General features: G+C 70.2%; 17 protein-coding genes. 7 read left to right on the top strand and 10 right to left on the bottom strand.

Annotated features, from left to right (window positions below; translation table 11 throughout):
- Positions 1-35: 35 nt before the first annotated feature.
- Both ULB03_RS18580 and ULB03_RS18575 read left to right on the top strand, forming a co-directional pair.
- Positions 36-416: a winged helix-turn-helix transcriptional regulator gene (locus ULB03_RS18580; protein WP_322484590.1), complete on the top strand. Its 381-nt coding sequence runs from the start codon at positions 36-38 to the stop codon at positions 414-416.
- Positions 417-578: 162 nt separating this feature from the next.
- Positions 579-995, top strand: a complete 417-nt coding sequence (locus ULB03_RS18575; protein ID WP_322484589.1) for a hypothetical protein — start codon at positions 579-581, stop codon at positions 993-995.
- Positions 996-1,144: 149 nt separating this feature from the next.
- Here the strand turns inward: ULB03_RS18575 and ULB03_RS18570 are convergent, their stop codons facing one another.
- Positions 1,145-3,484, bottom strand: a complete 2,340-nt coding sequence (locus tag ULB03_RS18570; RefSeq protein ID WP_322484588.1) for a HAMP domain-containing protein — start codon at positions 3,482-3,484, stop codon at positions 1,145-1,147.
- 331 nt (positions 3,485-3,815) lie between these two features.
- On the opposite strand from ULB03_RS18570, the gene ULB03_RS18565 reads away from it, so the two are divergent.
- Complete coding sequence (locus ULB03_RS18565) at positions 3,816-5,012, top strand: glycosyltransferase family 4 protein (protein ID WP_322484587.1); 1,197 nt, start codon at positions 3,816-3,818, stop codon at positions 5,010-5,012.
- On the opposite strand, the gene ygfZ is transcribed toward ULB03_RS18565, so the two are convergent.
- Positions 4,981-5,901 carry a CAF17-like 4Fe-4S cluster assembly/insertion protein YgfZ gene (gene ygfZ, locus ULB03_RS18560; protein ID WP_322484586.1) on the bottom strand — a complete coding sequence of 307 codons (921 nt, stop codon included), beginning with the start codon at positions 5,899-5,901 and terminating at the stop codon, positions 4,981-4,983. The two genes, ULB03_RS18565 and ygfZ, sit on opposite strands and share 32 nt — an antisense overlap.
- Positions 5,902-6,133: 232 nt before the next feature.
- On the opposite strand from ygfZ, the gene ULB03_RS18555 reads away from it, so the two are divergent.
- The 3 genes from ULB03_RS18555 to ULB03_RS18545 all read left to right on the top strand — a co-directional run bounded on the left by ULB03_RS18555 (position 6,134) and on the right by ULB03_RS18545 (position 9,067).
- Complete coding sequence (locus ULB03_RS18555; protein ID WP_322484585.1) at positions 6,134-7,084, top strand: glycosyltransferase family 9 protein; 951 nt, start codon at positions 6,134-6,136, stop codon at positions 7,082-7,084.
- Positions 7,085-7,213: 129 nt separating this feature from the next.
- Complete coding sequence (locus ULB03_RS18550; RefSeq protein WP_322484584.1) at positions 7,214-8,641, top strand: O-antigen ligase family protein; 1,428 nt, start codon at positions 7,214-7,216, stop codon at positions 8,639-8,641.
- Between the two features lie 81 nt (positions 8,642-8,722).
- Positions 8,723-9,067: a hypothetical protein gene (locus ULB03_RS18545; RefSeq protein ID WP_322484583.1), complete on the top strand. Its 345-nt coding sequence runs from the start codon at positions 8,723-8,725 to the stop codon at positions 9,065-9,067.
- Between the two features lie 74 nt (positions 9,068-9,141).
- On the opposite strand, the gene ULB03_RS18540 is transcribed toward ULB03_RS18545, so the two are convergent.
- The 4 genes from ULB03_RS18540 to ULB03_RS18525 form a co-directional block, all read right to left on the bottom strand.
- Positions 9,142-10,104, bottom strand: coding sequence for an NAD(P)H-dependent flavin oxidoreductase (locus ULB03_RS18540; protein ID WP_322484582.1), 963 nt, complete (start codon positions 10,102-10,104; stop codon positions 9,142-9,144).
- Between the two features lie 280 nt (positions 10,105-10,384).
- A complete protein-coding gene (locus ULB03_RS18535; RefSeq protein WP_322484581.1) occupies positions 10,385-10,666 on the bottom strand; it encodes a hypothetical protein in 282 nt (93 codons plus the stop codon).
- A gap of 254 nt (positions 10,667-10,920) precedes the next feature.
- Positions 10,921-11,817 carry an SDR family oxidoreductase gene (locus ULB03_RS18530; RefSeq protein WP_322484580.1) on the bottom strand — a complete coding sequence of 299 codons (897 nt, stop codon included), beginning with the start codon at positions 11,815-11,817 and terminating at the stop codon, positions 10,921-10,923.
- Positions 11,818-11,852: 35 nt separating this feature from the next.
- Entirely contained in the window at positions 11,853-12,605 is a 753-nt protein-coding gene (locus ULB03_RS18525; RefSeq protein ID WP_322484579.1) for an SDR family oxidoreductase, read from the bottom strand.
- Between the two features lie 162 nt (positions 12,606-12,767).
- On the opposite strand from ULB03_RS18525, the gene ULB03_RS18520 reads away from it, so the two are divergent.
- A complete protein-coding gene (locus ULB03_RS18520; protein ID WP_322484578.1) occupies positions 12,768-13,652 on the top strand; it encodes a LysR family transcriptional regulator in 885 nt (294 codons plus the stop codon).
- On the opposite strand, the gene ULB03_RS18515 is transcribed toward ULB03_RS18520, so the two are convergent.
- The 4 genes from ULB03_RS18515 to ULB03_RS18500 form a co-directional block, all read right to left on the bottom strand.
- Complete coding sequence (locus tag ULB03_RS18515; RefSeq protein ID WP_322485229.1) at positions 13,642-14,223, bottom strand: NAD-dependent epimerase/dehydratase family protein; 582 nt, start codon at positions 14,221-14,223, stop codon at positions 13,642-13,644. The genes ULB03_RS18520 and ULB03_RS18515 overlap by 11 nt on opposite strands.
- The gene (locus tag ULB03_RS18510) at positions 14,220-14,597 is read right to left on the bottom strand and encodes an NAD-dependent epimerase/dehydratase family protein (protein ID WP_322484577.1); all 378 of its coding nucleotides are present in this window, start codon (positions 14,595-14,597) and stop codon (positions 14,220-14,222) included. Before ULB03_RS18510 ends, ULB03_RS18515 begins: the two co-directional genes overlap by 4 nt.
- Before the next feature lie 75 nt (positions 14,598-14,672).
- The gene (locus tag ULB03_RS18505) at positions 14,673-15,026 is read right to left on the bottom strand and encodes a hypothetical protein (RefSeq protein ID WP_322484576.1); all 354 of its coding nucleotides are present in this window, start codon (positions 15,024-15,026) and stop codon (positions 14,673-14,675) included.
- A gap of 235 nt (positions 15,027-15,261) precedes the next feature.
- On the bottom strand, positions 15,262-16,632 hold the full coding sequence (locus ULB03_RS18500; RefSeq protein ID WP_322484575.1) for an MFS transporter: 1,371 nt from the start codon (positions 16,630-16,632) through the stop codon (positions 15,262-15,264).
- Positions 16,633-16,642 lie beyond the last annotated feature (10 nt).

Below are 16,642 nucleotides of genomic sequence, written 5' to 3'. Positions count from 1 at the left end.
GCGCCGGAAAAAGCGCCACCACCTTGGATCTCGTGATGGCCGGCCCCATGGCCGACGGGGATGACGGCGTCTGCCCGGTGCGCGATGTGCTGGATCGCCTGGGGGATGCGTGGAGCGTGCTGGTCATCAGCCACCTTGAGCAGGGGCCGGCCCGCTTCAACGCCCTGCGCCGCGCCATCGCCGGCATCTCCCAGCGCATGTTGGCGCAAACCTTGCGGAAGCTGGAACGCGACGGCCTGGCCAGCCGCACCGTTTTTCCCACCACCCCGCCCCAGGTGGAATACGCCCTGACGGATTTGGGGCGCAGCTTTTCCACCCATCTGGCGCAACTGGCCCAGTGGGCCACGCACCACCAGCCCGCCATCCGCGCCAGCCGCCGGGCCTATGACGCGGCCCATCTGGACGGGGAGGAGTAGGCCGCAACGCTCTGGCGGATGTGCGACATTATGCCGCTGCGACGATGTGCCGTTAACCGCATTCGTGCAATGAATAACGCTGTCGCAACTAATATGCTGCGGGTCTTGCTATCTCTTAAGTGGTGACTCGTTATGCATATTCGGTTAGCGCTTGCTGCCACCTTGGCCATATTCAGCTTGTCGGCCTGCTCCTCCATTATTGAGGGCACCTCCCAGGAAATCACCATCAACACCAATCCCGCTGGCGCCAGTTGCGCCCTGGAACGGGAAGGCACGGTCATTGCCCGCGTGAGCCAGACCCCCGCCTCGGCCACGGTGAAGAAGACCAAGCACGACATCACTATCCGGTGCACCAAGGATGGATTCCAGGAAGCGACCTTCCTGAACAAATCCGGCACCGCCGGCGCCACGGTCGGCAATATCCTGGCCGGTGGCGGTATTGGTTGGGCGATCGATAGCGCCAGCGGCGCCGATAACAAGTACGACAGCCCCGTGAACGTCACGTTGGTGCCGGTTGGCACCGCCGCCCCGGCCCCGACGACCGCGCCAGCGGCGCCGGCCGCCCCGGCCGCGAAATAAGCCGGTCGCTGCAGAAGCAAAAAGGGCGGCGGCTGCTCGGCCGCCGCCCTTTTTAATTATCGTATCAAAGTGCGACCGCCGCATTTCAGGCGGAAAAGCCGCGGGAAACAACGGCCAGACACGTCATCGCCGGCCCCGGAGCGGCTTCCTCAGCCGCCGGTGGCGGCGCGCAGCTGTTCGGCGATGGCCGCCAGGCGGTCGCCCAGTTCCTTGGTCGCGGCGGTGCTCGCCTGCTCATGGGCGCGGCTGGTGTCGACCAGCGCCCTCAGATGGTCGGTCAGGTCCAACAGGCCGCGGATGGTGCGGTCGGCCGCCTCCATGCGGATGCGCAGCCCGTCGGCCAGTGTCTCGACGGTGGCCAGGTTGGGGTCGATCCGCGGCGCCAGCGCCTCCGCCAGGCTGCCGGTCAGGGCGCGCAGCGCCTCCGTCGCCTCGTCCTGGCGCGCCAAGGCGCGGTTCAGCGCGTTGGTGGCGCCGCTGGCGTCGGTCGCCAGGCTGGCGGCCTCGCGCTGCAGGTCGCGCACCGCACCCTCCACCTTGGCGCCCGCGTCGCCCAGACCGGCGCTCAGCATGTCCGACAGGCGGGTGGCGGTGTCGCCGATGCTGCCCGCCCGGTCGCCCAGGGCATGGGCGGTCGCCTCCAGCCGGGCGATGGCCTCGTCGGCGGCGGCCTTCTGGTCGGGGTCGGCGCTGCGGCGCTCCAACTCGGCGCGCATCGCCTCCGACACCTTGCCCAGTCCCTCCAGGGTGCGGGTCATCTCGCCGGCGCGTAGTGCCACCCCGGCGGCGGCGCCCGCCAGGTCGCGCTGCACCGCGGCCAGGCTTTCCGCCACGGGTTCCAGCCGGGTGCTGTTGGCCTCGGCGGCGGTCTCGATCAGGCGGTTGGCCCGGTTCAGGCCGTCCAGCGCGCCCGACAGGTTGCGCGTGACCTCATCCGCGGTGCCGCGCAGCAGCTCGGCGGAGCTTTCCACGCGGCCGGTCACGCGCTCCAGCCGGTCGCCGGCATGGGCCAAGGCCGCCTGCAGGTTGCGGTCGCTGTTGCCCACGGCTTCCGTCGCCCGGGTCAGGCCGCTGGTGGCCTCCGCCGTGCTGCTGGCCAACATCTCGCCCGACGCGCGCAGCAGCTTGACCGAGGCCAGCAACTTGGCCTGCAGGTCGCCCATGGCGGCGTTCATGCGCTCGTTGGCCTCCTGCGCGTCGCCGGTGGCGCGCCGCAAGGCGCCTTCCGTTTCCGACAGGCCACGCACCACGCGGCCCACGTCCTCGCCCGCGGTCAGGACGGTGCCGGCCACCAGCTCGGCGTTGCGGCGCAGGGCCTCCACCAGATTGTCCAGCCCGCCGCCGCCGCCCCGGTCGTCGAAGGCGTGCACCTGCAAGGCGGCGCGGCTCAACAGCTCCGTCGCCTCCTTGATCTCGCGGTTGCTGTCGCCGGCCGCCTTGGCCACGGCGCCGCACAGTTCGCCCATGCGGCGCACGCCGTCGGTCAGCTCCTGGCGCGTGTCCCCCAGCAGCGCCGTCAGGTCGCGCCGCGTGTCGGCCACCAGGCTGGACACGGCGTCGCCGTTGCCGGCCAGGGTGTCGCCGGCGCTGCGCAGCCGACTGGTCAGCTGGTCGAACAGGTCGCGGGCGTCGCCGTCGAACTTCAGGCGCGTCCGCCCGTCCTCGGTGATGATGGAGACGTCCGGCAGGTCGGCCACTTGGCGGCGGAAGGATTCGATGGCACGGGCCATGTCGCCCAGCTCGTCGGCGCGGTCCGTGCCGGCCACCGGCACGCGCCAATCGCCCCGGGCCACGCCGCCCACGCTATCGCGCAGTTGGTCCAGCGGCCCCAGCAGTCGCAGCCGGATCAGCCACAGCGCGGCGGCCGCCGTGGCCAGCATGGCGCCAACGGCCGCGATGCCCAGCCAGAACCCGGCGCGGGCGGGGCCCGCCAGGACATCAGCCGTGGCCTGCACCTCTTGCCGGCGCAATTGGGCGATACGGTCGGCCACGGCGGCGTGCAGCGTCATCAGCGACAGGCCGGTGGCGCCGGAGAGCGCCTGTGGCTTGTCGCCCGCGGCGTTCACCGCCGCCCGGTAGCGGTCGATCAAACGGTGCAGGTCGCGCGCCAAGTCCGACTCGGCGGTGGTCAGGCGGTTGCCTTCAAAGGCGCGAACGTTGCGGTCGGCCGTCTCAAGCGCCTGGGAAATGTCGGCCCGCGCCTGGACGCTGCCGGTCTCGGCGTAAACGGCCAGGGCGTTCAGCAGGCCACCGTTGCCCAGCGCCGACCGCGTCTCATCCAGGGCGCGGGACTTGGCCGCGGCCACGGCCGGCGTTTCATCCAGCGAGCGATCGACCCGGCTGAACAAGGCCATGTTATAGGTCGCGGCCGCCACCAGGGCGATCGAGGCGGCGATGACCAGGGCGGTGATCCAGCCGCTGGCGTGACGCAGGCTGCCCCTCGCCGCGCCCTTCCTGGCCGTGGGTGTTGAACTGACCCCTGACTTCATACCCCCACCCGCCTATCGCCCGCGCGCACCGGGCCACCGGAAGGCGACCCATTCCCAAGGCGCCATGGTGTGTAAGGGTGGCCGGCCTTCGTCAATTACTTTGTACGGCGCGGTTCGGCCGGGGGGCGGGCGAAAGGTTGGCGTCGCTGGCCCGTGATAGAACAAGTGTTCCCTGCGACCTTGCGCGGCAGAGGCCGCCTTGGGCTTGCCCCCACGCTGGCCAGGGCGTAGGAAGGATCAGGTCGGGCAGGATGACATGCCTGGATCCTGGCTGCGGGGGCCCGGTTGGCTGCACCGGTGTGGCTGCGCGGGTTTCGTGTCGAGGGCCTGTATGCGTATCGTCCAGATTATCTTGTCCAAGGGCTTTCGCGGGGCCGAGCGGCACGTGGCCAGTCTGGCCATGTCCCAGGCGCGCCATCACGATGTTCTGCTGATCGTGCGGGCCGACTGTGCCGACGCTGGCGGCCGGTCCATCCGGGATGAACTGCCGAGTTCGGGCGAACTGCCGGGGTTGAGGGTGGTGACGGTGGGACCCGGGCTCATGGCGCCGGGGATCTGGAGTCATATCCGCCGGTTCCGGCCTGATGTCATCCACTGCCATGGCGGCCGGGCGGGCCAAACGGTGGGCCGGCTCCGGCCCTTGCTGCCAGGGCGCCCCTCGGTCCTGGCGACCATGCATCCCGATTATCGCCGCCGCTGGTACCAGAATCACGACGCCGTCGTCGCGACCACGGACTGGCAGGCGCAAGAGGCCAAGCTGGGCGGTTTCGAGGGGCGCATCGCCCGGGTCAACCTGTGGCAGCAGGCCCACCCCGCCCCCGACAAGGGCCGCATCGCCGCGTTGCGCGGCGAAATGGGTGCGGAACTGCCCGGCGACGTGCTGGTGTTGGGCGTGGGGCCGCTGGTGCGGGAAAAGGGCTTCGACCTGCTGGTCAGCGCCGTGCGGGGTCTGGATCGTCCGAACCTGAAACTGGCCATCGTGGGCGACGGGCCGGAGATGGGGCCCCTGCGCCAGCAGGCGGCGGATTGCCCGGCCATCCGTCTCATGGGCTTCCGCGGCGACGTGAAGGATTTCTACCACGCCGCCGACCTGTTCTGTTCCCCCTCCCGGTTCGAACCATTCGGCCTGGTGTTCCTGGAGGCCCTGGACGCCGGTGTGCCGGTGGTGGCCTCCGCTTCTGAAGGGGCGCGCACCGTGCTGCAACCGCCGTCGCTGGAAGGGCACGACGCCTTTGGCGTGGCGGATGGTGTGCGCACGGGCAATGGGCTGGCGCTGGCGCCCCTGGCGGCGCTGGGCGATGCCGATGATTTGGCGGAGGCCCTGGGCGTGGCGCTGAACGCCGTGGCGCAGGCCCGGGACTCCGGTATCCGCCTGCGCCATCGCCCCACGCTGGCCGCCTACAGCCAAGCCGCCAGCCTGGAGGCGCTGGAGCGTCTCTACGCCGAATTGGTCGCGTCCGCTGAGTCCGCCGCGTCCGCCGAGGTTGGCGCGGCGCCTAAGGCCGGGGCGCCGGCACCGGGCCACTGACCACCAGCGGCACCCCATCGCTGGTCAGGGCCACGTCCGGCTTTTCCACATCCTCGATACGCAGCAGGGCCAGGCCGTGCGCGCCCAAGCTGCTGCGCATCTCCCCCACCTCGCGGTCGCCCCAGACGACGGGCGTCCCGGCGGGCGGCAGGGCCTGGCCGGCCGTCGCGGCAACCCGCATCAGACGCTTGCGGATAAGGGCGCGGTAATGGGTGCGCGCCGTCAATTCCTGCCCCATGTAGCAGCCCTTGTCGAAGGCGACGGCATGCAGGTGATCCATGCCGTTTTCCAGGGGTATGGATTTTTCAGGCACCAGGTCGCGGCTGCCATCGGGCACGCCCAGGTCCAGCCGCAGGCGGGCATAGGCCTCCGACGCGTCCGGCAGGGCCTCCGCCGCCGCGCGCGGCAGCAGGAGGCGCAGGCCAAGGCCGGGATGGCGCGGATCGGTATAGGCGATGGCGCTTCCGTCCGGCGTCTCCACCGTCCAGGCGCTTCCGGGTTCACCGTCCCCCGACGCGCCGGGGGCGACGGCCACGGCCCAGCGCGCGCCGGCATCGGCCAGGGCCACCTTGGACCGCAGCTTGTACAGCGACAGGCGGCGCAGCAGGTCGGCTGCCCGCGCGGCCTCCGTCTCGATCAGCAGCGTCTCTTCCCCCGTGGCGTCGACGTGGGCGACCACGAACATCTCGTGCAGGAATTTTCCCTGGGCCGTCAGGAACAGGGCATAGAGGGCGCGCGACGGGGCGACGCGCCGGACATCGTTGGTGATCAGGCCCTGCAGGAAGGTGCGGGCGTCGGGCCCGGTCAGCGCCAGGACTCCCCGGTCCGCCAACTGGCCGGCACCCGCCGCCGGGGCGGGGGGCCATGAAAATGCGACGCCTTCGGTCATGATGCTGAACCTGAACAGTTTTCCCGGGAATGGCTTCAACACGTAAGGGACGATGCCCGTCGCCGCAAGGGGCGGGCCTTGCATGCCGTCCTCCCGGGAAAGCGCGTGGGCGCGAACCCGGGTTGCGATACCAGGGCAATGGTCCGCCGCCATCGCCGCATTGGCAAGCGTCTGATGACGCTTGTATAAGGGGCCGTCGCCGGAATCGGCCGTGGGTGTGGGGGTCAGTCTGTTGCGGGTTCTGTTCATCACCTCCACCCGTCTGGGCGACGCGGTGCTGACCACCGGTCTCCTGGGGCATCTGGTCGACAGCCTGCCCGACGCGCGTTTCACCATCGCCTGCGGTCCCATCGCCGCCCCCTTGTTCCGCGCCGTGCCGCGTCTGGACCAGATCATCGCCATGCCCAAGCGGCGCATGGCCGGCCACTGGCTGGCGCTATGGCGTCACGTGGTGGGCCATCGGTGGGATCTGGTGGTGGACCTGCGCGACAGCGCCGTTTCCTGGCTGATCCTGGCCCGCCGCCGCGCCACCTTCCGGGGCGGGGATGACCGCCAGCCCAAGGTCGTCTCCCTGGGCCGGGTGCTGGGCCTGGATCCGCCCCCCAGCCCGCGCCTTTTCCTGGATGACGCCCTGCGCGCCCAGGCGCGCGCGCTGGTCGGCCCCGATGGCGGGCCCATCCTGGCGCTGGGGCCCGCGGCCAATTGGACGGGCAAGGAATGGCCCGCCGACCGCTTCGCCACGCTGGCCCAGTGCCTGGTTACGGGGCCGCTGGCCACCGGGCCCGCCCCCGCCCGGGTCATGGTCCTGGCGGCGGAGGCGGAGCGGCCGCGCTGCGCCCCGGTGTTGGATGCCCTGTCCGCCGCATTGGGCGCGCACCGCGTCATTGATCTGGTGGGGCGCACCGATCCCTTGCTGGCAGGGGCCTGCCTGGAGCACGCCCGCCTGTTCGTGGGTAATGACAGCGGCCTCATGCATGTCGCGGCGGCGGCGGGGACGCCCACCGTGGGCCTGTTCGGTCCCACACCGTCGCATCTTTACGCCCCGTGGGGGCCCCGGGCCCAGGCCGTGGTGGCGCCGATCCCGCCGAATGGCGGGGACGAACCGACGGCCGAGGCGCGCATGGCGGCGCTCTCGCTGGAGCAGGTGGCGGCCGCCGCGGCCGACTTGCTGGCCCGGGTATGACCCCGATATCGTGCCAATGGTGTGATGCTGTGAAAAAGCGCTGGGAGCGGGCCTATTCCCGAGTAAAAGAAGGGGGCTTGCATGGCGGGGCTGGGGGGCTCTTAGCCATCGGACAGAGACTGGAGCAAGATGTCGTTGACCCAGACCACGCCTGACCTGCGGACCACAGCGCCGGTTCTCCCCCCGCCTCATCCCATCGGGCACACCCTCTCCACCACCAAGGCGCTGCCGTTCAGCCTGCCGTGGATGGGGCTTACGCTGTTCCTGGTGACGATACTCGGCTTCATCTGCGCGCTGCTGCCCCTGGGCACGGCACCCACGCTGATCAGCCTGTCGGTCCTGGGGGGCATCCTTTACGCGCTGCGCGCCCGGCGTCTTCCCGCTTTCCTGACCGCACGCGCCACTTGGCGGGCCAGCCCGATGCTGCCGCTGGTGCTGTGCTTGGCGCTGGGGGCTGTGTCCGTGTTGTGGACGCCGGTGCGCAAGGACGGCATCTCCCAACTGCTGACCTTCCTCTACACGGTCGTGCCCTTCCTATTCTGGATGGGCACCCTGCGCGAGGTGGATGAGCGGCGGCGCTGGCTGCTGCTGCGCTGGGCCACCCTGGGCATGGTCGTCGGTCTTGCCATCTTCGCCATCGAGGTGTTGGGCGATCAGCCCATCTATCGCCTGGAAAAGGCGCTGGAGGGCACCAAGGTGGATCATGACCGGGCGCTGAACCGGCCGGCCGTGCTGTTTGCCACCCTGGCGTGGCCCCTGGGCTTGGCCCTGGCCCGCCTGGCCTGGGTCACCGGCCGGGGCGCGTTCGCCCGGTTGCCGGCGCTGGCAGCGATGGTGCCGCCCCCGGCGGGACGCGCCATGCCCTGGGCCTGGGTCATGCCCGCCGCCTTTTTCCTGACGGCCTTGGGCGGCACCAGCGCCTCGGCCAAGGTGGGCCTGGGGACCGGCCTGGTGTTCTACGGCCTGGCGCGGCTGTCGGCCCGCACGGCGCGGGCGGTGATGATCGCCCTGCTGCTGGCCGGGCCCATCCTGTCCATCCCCATTTCCCTGGGCCTGCACCGCGCCGGCCTGACGGAAGAGACGCGGATGCCGTGGAGCTTCCGTCATCGCGTGGAGATATGGGACGTCGCCGCCCGCCGCATCCTGGAAAAGCCCGTGTTCGGCTGGGGGCTCGACAGCTCCCGCAACATCCCGGATGAGGGCGAGGTTTCCAAGTTCCACCCCGAATCCCCCATCATCCCCCTGCATCCGCACAACATTTTTCTTCAGGTGCTGCTGGAGCTGGGCGTGGTGGGCAGCGTGCTGCACACCTGGCTGGGGGCGGGGCTGGCCTTGGCGACGCGGCGCCTGCCCGCCTATGCCCAGGCCACGGCCTTGGCGGCCATCGCCGCCACCATCGCGGTGGGCTGCTTCTCCTACGGCGCGTGGCAGACCTGGTGGCTGTGCGGCATCATGCTGGCGGCGGGCCTGCTGGAACTGAACTTGCCGGCGGGCTGGTGGGCGCGCGGCCCAGGAGCGGCGAAGGCACGAGCGGTGAAGGCGCGCCAAAAACGCTGATGGCTTGCGGGCGGCGGGCTGGCGGGGGTAAATGGCACCCCCATATCAACGCTTCCCCGTCATTCCTTTGAGGACACGCCCATGTCGCCCGCGAAAAAGAACCCGCTGAAGCTGAATCCCCTGCAGCTCAAGACCCTGACCCTGCTGCAGGTTCTGGCCGGGATCGAGGGCGTGGGGCAGCCGGTGGTCGAGGGCGGTGTCCTGGTCGACCGTTTCCCGCACGCGCATGGCAACCACTTCCACCTGGGCCCGTACACCGTGATGTCGGCCGACGCCACCGGCCTGGCCAACCCGGCCGCCTGGGTGGCGCTGGAGCGCAAGGGCCTGATCAAGTCGCAATTCCCCAACGCCGCCATCATCACCGAGGAAGGCCTGGCGTACGACACCGGCATCCGGGACCAGATCCTGCACGGTTCCGATCACTGAAGCCGCGGTGAAGCGAAAAGGGGTGCGACGGCTGGACCGTCGCACCCCTTTTCCTTCTTGGGGGCGTCTTCCCTTTACAGGCTCAACCGGGCGCGGGCGGCGGCATATTCCGCCTTCAGCCGCGCTATGAGGTCGGCGGTGGGCATGACCTCGCCAATGGCGCCCACGCCTTGGCCGGCCCCCCAGATGTCCTTCCACGCCTTGGCGCCCGAGGCCGCCGCCGCGCCGAAGTTCATCTTGCTGCGGTCCACCTGGGGCAGGTTGTCGGGGTCCATGCCTGCGGCCACGATGCTGGATTTCAGGTAATTGCCCGCCACGCCGGTGAAGAAAGGCGTGTAGACGATGTCGGACGCGCTGGCGTCGACGATGGCCTGCTTGTAGGCGGCGGCGGCGTTGGCCTCGGTCGTGGCGATGAAACGGGTGCCCATGTAGGCGAGGTCGGCGCCCATGGCCTGGGCCGCCAGGATGGCGTCGCCGGTGGCGATGGCGCCGGACAGGATGATGGGGCCGTCGTAGAAGCGCCGCACCTCCCCCACCAGGGCGAAGGGGCTGAGCGCCCCGGCATGCCCGCCGGCCCCCGCGGCCACCAGGATCAGCCCATCCACCCCGGCCTCCAGCGCCTTCTCCGCGTGGCGCAGGCTGATGACGTCGTGGAACACCAGGCCGCCATAGCTGTGGACATGGGGCACGATGTCGCCCGGCGCCCGCAGCGAGGTGATGATGATCGGCACCTTGTGCCGCACGCACACCTCCATGTCATGCTCCAGCCGGTCGTTGGACTGGTGGATGATCTGGTTGACGGCATAGGGCGCGATCTTGGCGTCCGGATTGGCGGCGCGGGCGTCGGCCAGGGTGGTGTCGATGCGCGTCAGCCACTCCTCCAGCGCCTCCTTCGGCCGGGCGTTCAGCGCCGGGAAGGATCCGACGATGCCGCCCAGGCACTGGGCGATGACCAGATCCGGGTTGGACACGATGAACATGGGCGAGGCGATGACCGGCAGCGCCAGGTTCTGGGCAAGGACGGGCGGCAGGCTCATGGAATGGCATCTCCCCTGTATTTCTTGAACGGCCGCGTTTCTTGTGCGGCTGCAGGCGGCCGATCCGGCCTCAATGCCATGGGGCCCTGGGGCCGTCAATGCGGGGGAAGGGACCGCTTTTCCAGAGGAAACGGCAAAGCCCAGGCGCAGCCCACTGCCGCCGGCATAAATTTTTTCAGGGGCCCGGCACACAAGAAAACGGGTGGGGACCGGGGCCACCGGTCCCCACCCGAGGCGCCTCAGACGGGAGGGGGATCACAAGACTGGGAACTGGGGGACATTAAGGATAGTTGCGCGGTGCCGGCGCCGGGGGTGGCGCCATGGTGGTGGAACTGGGCGGGGCGACGCTGCCGATCAGGTTATTGTCGGCGTCGTAAACCGCGCCGCCGCCAGCGGGATAGAACACCACCTGGCCGGCGGTGCGGCCGCGCTCATCCACCATGCGGTAGCTGTGGCTGAGGTCCACGCGCTCGGGCCGGGGTGATCCGCAGGCGGCGACGGTGGTCAGGGAGGCGGCAGCCAGAAGGCCGCGCCAAAGGAGACGGTGGCGATTACTTTCCATGATTTTCTCCGGTCGGCATGGGTTTGAACAACGCCCCCAAGTCTTATCCACGGATCAGGAAATCGACCTGCAAATAACCAATCACAGGTGGAACGCTAGCATGGGTGCCGCCACCTGTCATGAAGCAGTCCGACGTAGGCGGAAAGGTGGGTGAGTTCTGGCCCTTGTCTTTCCAATGACAAAAGGGTGTGCGCCAGAACTGGGGAACCACCTTCCGGCCTACGCGGGTTGGTGTAGGAAGGGCTGCCCTGAGCTTACGACACCTTGGGCGACAGCAGATCCTCCAGCCCGATGCGGCGGAACATCTCGGCCCGCACGCGGTCGGCGACGCCGTTGACCACCTCCGCCCCGTCCTGCGAGGGGTCGACATGGGTGCGGAAGGGGCGCTTGCCGTGGGGCAGGTCGACCACACGCACGATGGCGTCGGCCACGCTGGCGGCGTCGGCGTCCGGCGGCTCCAACGCCGCCAGTCCCTCCAGCGCCCGGGCTGGCACACCGGCGTAGGGCCCCTCGTCATACTCGGCCGCGCGGGCGGCGTCGGCGGGGGCGCCGGCATGGGCGAAGTGGTTGGTGCCCTTGGTGAAGGCGCCCGGGACGATGATGGCGGTCTCGATGCCCCAGCGTGTCAGTTCCGAGGCATAGCTGACGGCCAGGCTGTCCATGGCGGCCTTGGCGGCGAAATAGGGCGCCAGATAGGGCGGGGTGCCGCCCCGGGTGCTGCTGCTGGACACCCAGACCACCAAGCCCTTGCCCTGGCGCCGCAGGTGGGGCAGGACCGCGCGGTTCAGCCGCTGGGTGCTCAGCACGTTGATGTCGAACAACTGGGCGTACTGTTCCGGCGTGAAGGCCTCGGCCGGGCCAAAGGACATGTGCCCCGCGTTGTGGACGATCACATCCAATCGGCCGGCCTCCTGGAGGATCTGGGCCACGGCCGCCTCAACGGAGGCGTCGGACTGCACGTCCATTTCCGCCGTGCGCAGATCCACGCCGTGCTCGGCGGCATAGGCCTTGGCCTTTTCCACCTGCGGGGCGTTACGGCCCCTTGTGTCGCGCATGGTGGCGTAGACGGTGTGGCCGGCCCGGGCCAGGGCGCGGGCGGCCAGGGCGCCGAAACCGCTGGAGGCGCCGGTGATGACGATGATCTGCTTCATGGTCGGGTCCTCGCGTCTCTATCAGGGTGCGGATTTCAGATGATGCCGCCGTTGGCGCGCAGCACCTGCCCGTTGATCCAGGCGCCGTCCGGACCTGCCAGGAACGCGACGGCGGCGGCGATGTCGTCGGGCTGTCCCAGCCGTTCCAGCGGGGCCTGCTTGGCCAGGCGGTCCACCACCTCCTGCGACTTGCCGTCCAGGAACAGGTCGGTGGCGGTGGGGCCGGGGGCGATGGCGTTCACCGTGATGGACCGCCCGCGCATCTCCCGCGCCATGACGATGGTCAGGGTCTCCACCGCCGCCTTGGTGGCCGCGTACACCCCGTACGTGGGCGGGTACAGCCCCACGATGCTGGAGGAGAAGTTCACGATGCGGCCGCCGTCGCGCAAGCGGTGCGCCGCCTCCCGCAGGGTGTTGAAGGTGCCCCGCAAATTGACGTCCACCAGCTTGTCGAAGGTGTCGTCGCCCATGTCGCCGATGGCCCCCAGGGGCATGATGCCGGCGTTGTTCACCAGGATGTCGATACCGCCGAACGCGGCCTCCACCCGGTCGAACATGGTCTTCACCGCGTCGGCGTCGGCCACGTCGGCCTGTACGGTCAGGGCCCTGGCGCCCGCTGCCTCGATCGTCGCGGCGACGGCCTCGGCGGCGGCGACGTTGCCGGCATAGTTGACGATGACGGTATGTCCGTCGCGCCCCAGCCGTTCGGCGATGGCGGCGCCGATGCCGCGGGACGCCCCCGTCACCAGCGCGATCTTGGGGGCGGTCTTGTTGGCCGTCGTGGTCATGGCGTGATCCTTTTCTTCGGTGGGGGCCTTCGGTCGGGAACCCGCCCGTTGCGGGGCGCGCCCGTAATGGTGATGAAGAAAAGATGGGCTTTCAGGTTCCTTTGGATAAACAGCCGATCTGTGGCATTACTATCCAAATTTCATAAACAATCTCCGAGCCCCATGGATCGCTTCGACGCCATGCGCGTCTTCACCCGTATCGTCGAGCGCCGCAGCTTCACCGCGGCGGCGGAGGATCTGGGCATGCCCCGGGCCACCGTGACCCATACCCTGCAACAGTTGGAGGGACGGTTGGGCACGCGGCTGCTGAACCGCACCACCCGGCATGTCAGCCCCACCCTGGACGGCGAAGCCTTTTATCAGCGCTGCCTGCGTCTGCTGGCGGACGTGGAGGAGGCGGAGGGGGCCTTTCGCGCCACGGATCCCAAGGGTTTGCTGCGGGTCGATGTGCACGGCACGCTGGCGCGCCGCTACCTGTTCCCCGCCCTGCCGGACCTCCTGGCCCGCCACCCGGGCTTGGACCTGAGCATCAGCGAGGGCGACCGGCTGGTCGACCTGGTGCGGGAAGGGGTGGATTGCGTGCTGAGGGTGGGCGAACCGCGCGACAGCGCCCTCATCGGGCGCCGGGTGGCCCTGCTGCCCCAGGCCACGGTGGCCAGTCCGGCCTATCTGGAACGCTTCGGCACACCGGCGACGTTGGACGAGTTGGAAGGCCACCAGGCGGTGAACTTCGTCTCCTCCTCCACCGGGCGGCCTTACCCGTTTGAATTCACGGTCGGGGAGGAAACGCGGCGCCTGACCTTGCCCGGACGGGTCAGCGTAACAGGTGCCGACAGCTTCACCGCCGCGGCCCGCCTGGGGTTGGGCCTCATCCAGGTGCCGCGCTATCATTTGGCGGCGGACCTGGCGGCGGGCACGATGGTGGAGGTCCTGCCCCTGCATCCCCCGCCCGCCCTGCCGGTATCGGTGCTCTATCCGCATAACCGGCAGTTGTCGCCGCGGGTGCGGGTATTCGTGGACTGGGTCGCGGCGCTGTTCAGGGCGTAGACCGGATGCCGCGCAGGTGAGCGCTCACCGTGCGCGCCAGGGCGTCGTCCTGGCTGAGCGGCGGCTGCCAGTCGAAGGCCGCGCGGAACGCGGTGTCATCGAGCTCCAGCGACCCGGTCAGCCGGTCGACGATGCCGGACAGGCGGGGCAGGCGGCCGGCCAGGCGCCAGGCGGCCGGCGGCAGGGTGACCAGCCAGGGGTGCTTGCCGGCGGCGGCGGCCAGGTGGGCCACCAAGCGGCTTGTGGACAGGGCCGGCTGGTCGGCGACCAGGAAGGTGCCGGTGACCTCCGGCCGCTCAACCGCGCGGGCGATGGCGTCGGTCAGGCTGTCCAGGCTGATCAGGCTGCGCCGATTGTCGATGCCGCCCAGGGGCAGCACGGGCCACTCCGTCGCCAGGCGCACCAGCGCCGCCATGTTGGCCTTGACGCCCGGTCCATGCACCAGGGGCGGGCGCAGGATGGCCAGCGACAGGGCGCCGTCCGGCGGGCACAGCGCCCGCAGCGCCTGTTCCGCCGCGCGCTTGGAATCGCCATAGGCGTCTTCCGGCCGCGCCGGGTCCGATTCCGTCAGGGGGCGGCCGGGGGGCTATGGTCGCCTTGGGCCTTCACGCTGCTGACATAGACCAGGCGGCGCAGTCCCGCCGCGTGAGCCGCCTCGGCCAGCCGGACGGTGGCGGTGACGTTCAGGGCCCGCAATGCCGTGGGCGTGACATGACGCTGATGCGCCAGGCCCGCCAGGTGGATCAGGGCTTCCGCGCCCGCCAACACCGGGGCCCAGTCCACGGGACCGGCGATGTCACCCACCGGCGCCGCCACCACGCCCGCCGGCAGGCGGGTGTCAGGCGCACGCACCACGGCCACGACCTCATGGCCCCCTGCCAGCAGGCGGGGCAGCAGGGCGCGCCCGACGAATCCGGTGGCCCCGGTCACCACGATCTTGGCCATGTCCGCCTTCCCGATCCCCCGTCTCTTCCGGCGCCTCAATGACACGGACGCGCCCCGTACGGCAACCGGATACGGTCACTGCAGGTTGGCGGCGGTGGCGATCTTGTGCCTGACGCGGCCGGTGGCGGCCGCCAAGGCGGTGGCCCGTTGCAGCAGCCACCCCCGCAATTCCACCGGCTGGCGCTGCAGGATGGCCTCCACCGCCAGGGCGTCGGCGGCCGTGAGATCGGTGGCGGCGTTCAGCAGCAATTCCGCCAGCGCGCGGCAGTCGGCGGTCTGGGCCGCCGTGCCGGTGTGAAACAGGTGGCGCATGCGGGCGGCGGCACCGTCCGGGTCTTGGCCATACGGTATGCCGTCGCCCAGTCCGGCGGGGGGCTGGGCCGGGCACAGGGCCTGTGGGTCGGTCTCGGGAGTGTCCGGTGGCGTCATCGGGCCGTTCCTTCGGAAGGAAGTGGTCGGTCTGGACTACGCGTAGGGTCGTTGGCACCCGTGCCGGCCCATCTTCGGGGGGCTGTTGACCAGCCTTCGGGGCGAGGGGGACCGACGGGCGGGGACGGGATGCTGAGATGCCGCCACCCTACCATCCGGCCGCCCCGGTCGGGAGGCTGCCAAACGGGCAGGACCGTTCGGACTAGCCCCCCGTTTGACAGGTCCCGCAAGGCGGTCACACCACCGATGGTGTCTCCAACGGCGTCTCCGCCGGCGCGGCCGCGGGTGGGGTGCGGGGCGGCAGGGCGATGGCCCGCAGCGACCGGGATGTCAGGCCCAGGCCGACGATGCCCCACAGCGCCAGCCCGCTGCCCAGGAACAGGATCTGCGGGGGCAGGGAGCGCATCAGCCAGCCGCACAGGGCGGAGGACAAGGGCGCCAGGCTCATGACGATGAACATGAACAGGCTCATGCCCCGCCCCAGCATGGCGGGTGGGATGCGGCGCTGGATCCAGGTGAAGACGCCGATCTGGATGAAGCCCGCCAGGCAGCCCGCTGCCCCCATCAGCAAGGCCGCCTGCCAGGTGTGCCGCGCCAACCCCATGGGCATGAACACCAGCGCCAACAGCGTGTCCACCAGCAGGATGGTGGCGCCCAGCGTGCGCAGGCGGAAGGATGGCCGGGCACCGGATACAACCATGCCCACCAGGGTGCCCACGCCATGCAGGCCCATCATCAGGCCGTAGCCATCCGCCCCATCGCCCAGCCGGTCCCGGGCGAAGACCGGCAGCACCGCCTGCATCGGCCCGCCGATGAAGAAGGTGGTGGCGGAGAAGTAGAGGCAGAGGGCGCGCAGCTCCGGGTCGTTCCAGAAGTGGCGGATGCCGTCGCCGATGGATCGGAAGACCGTGCCCAGCCGTTCCACCTGGGCCGGCTTCCCATCGCCCGGCAGGGTCAGCATCCGCACCCGGTACAGGGTCAGGGCGGAGATGACGAAGCTGGCGCAGTCCACCAGGAAGGCGGCGCCCAGGCCGGCCAGATCGCCGGCCGCCTGCGCCCCGGCGGCGGCCTTGCCGCTGCCGCCCACCACGGCAATCAGGCCACCGGCCATCAACGGGCCCAACAGCAGGGTGGCTTGGCGCAGGCCCATCATCATGCTGTTGGCCGCCTGCAACTGGTCGCCCGGTACCACGCGGGGCAGCATGGTGGTGCCGGCCGGTATGCTGAAGGCGCTGGCCAGGCCGATGCTGAAGGCGACGACACATAGGACGGGCACGGTCAGGGTGCCGGTCAGCACCCCGACGCCCAGCCCGCCCAGCAGCACCGCGTTCACATATTTGGTCAGCAGCAGCACGCTGCGCGCCGGGTAGCGATCCACCAGCGCGCCCCCCACCAGCAGGAACACGGCGCGCGGCAGGCTGATCAGCCCCAGCACCACCCCCATGGCCAGCGTGTCGTTGGTGACGGCCAGCACCAGCCAGGGCATCGCCAGCAAGGTGAACTGGTCGCCCAGCATGGAAATGACGCCGCCGCTCAGCAGCCACAGGAAGTTCCGGTCGCGCATCAGCGGGTTGGGCGGACGCTTGGGCTTGGCTTCGGGGCGCATGCGAGGGGCC

The sequence above is a fragment of the Nitrospirillum goiasense genome, assembly GCF_034427435.1.
Taxonomy (GTDB): domain Bacteria; phylum Pseudomonadota; class Alphaproteobacteria; order Azospirillales; family Azospirillaceae; genus Nitrospirillum.
Note: the sequence above shows the minus strand (reverse complement) of the source record. Positions and strands in the feature narration are given on the sequence as shown.

What these genes read in the sequence shown, in the direction of transcription:
- ULB03_RS18580 (WP_322484590.1), top strand. Translation starts at nt 36, where the DNA reads ATGGCCGGCCCCATGGCCGACGGGGATGACGGCGTCTGCCCGGTGCGC.
- ULB03_RS18570 (WP_322484588.1), bottom strand. Translation starts at nt 3,484, where the DNA reads ATGAAGTCAGGGGTCAGTTCAACACCCACGGCCAGGAAGGGCGCGGCG.
- ULB03_RS18565 (WP_322484587.1), top strand. Translation starts at nt 3,816, where the DNA reads ATGCGTATCGTCCAGATTATCTTGTCCAAGGGCTTTCGCGGGGCCGAG.
- ygfZ (WP_322484586.1), bottom strand. Translation starts at nt 5,901, where the DNA reads ATGACCGAAGGCGTCGCATTTTCATGGCCCCCCGCCCCGGCGGCGGGT.
- ULB03_RS18550 (WP_322484584.1), top strand. Translation starts at nt 7,214, where the DNA reads ATGTCGTTGACCCAGACCACGCCTGACCTGCGGACCACAGCGCCGGTT.
- ULB03_RS18545 (WP_322484583.1), top strand. Translation starts at nt 8,723, where the DNA reads ATGTCGCCCGCGAAAAAGAACCCGCTGAAGCTGAATCCCCTGCAGCTC.
- ULB03_RS18540 (WP_322484582.1), bottom strand. Translation starts at nt 10,104, where the DNA reads ATGAGCCTGCCGCCCGTCCTTGCCCAGAACCTGGCGCTGCCGGTCATC.
- ULB03_RS18535 (WP_322484581.1), bottom strand. Translation starts at nt 10,666, where the DNA reads ATGGAAAGTAATCGCCACCGTCTCCTTTGGCGCGGCCTTCTGGCTGCC.
- ULB03_RS18530 (WP_322484580.1), bottom strand. Translation starts at nt 11,817, where the DNA reads ATGAAGCAGATCATCGTCATCACCGGCGCCTCCAGCGGTTTCGGCGCC.
- ULB03_RS18525 (WP_322484579.1), bottom strand. Translation starts at nt 12,605, where the DNA reads ATGACCACGACGGCCAACAAGACCGCCCCCAAGATCGCGCTGGTGACG.
- ULB03_RS18520 (WP_322484578.1), top strand. Translation starts at nt 12,768, where the DNA reads ATGGATCGCTTCGACGCCATGCGCGTCTTCACCCGTATCGTCGAGCGC.
- ULB03_RS18510 (WP_322484577.1), bottom strand. Translation starts at nt 14,597, where the DNA reads ATGGCCAAGATCGTGGTGACCGGGGCCACCGGATTCGTCGGGCGCGCC.
- ULB03_RS18505 (WP_322484576.1), bottom strand. Translation starts at nt 15,026, where the DNA reads ATGACGCCACCGGACACTCCCGAGACCGACCCACAGGCCCTGTGCCCG.
- ULB03_RS18500 (WP_322484575.1), bottom strand. Translation starts at nt 16,632, where the DNA reads ATGCGCCCCGAAGCCAAGCCCAAGCGTCCGCCCAACCCGCTGATGCGC.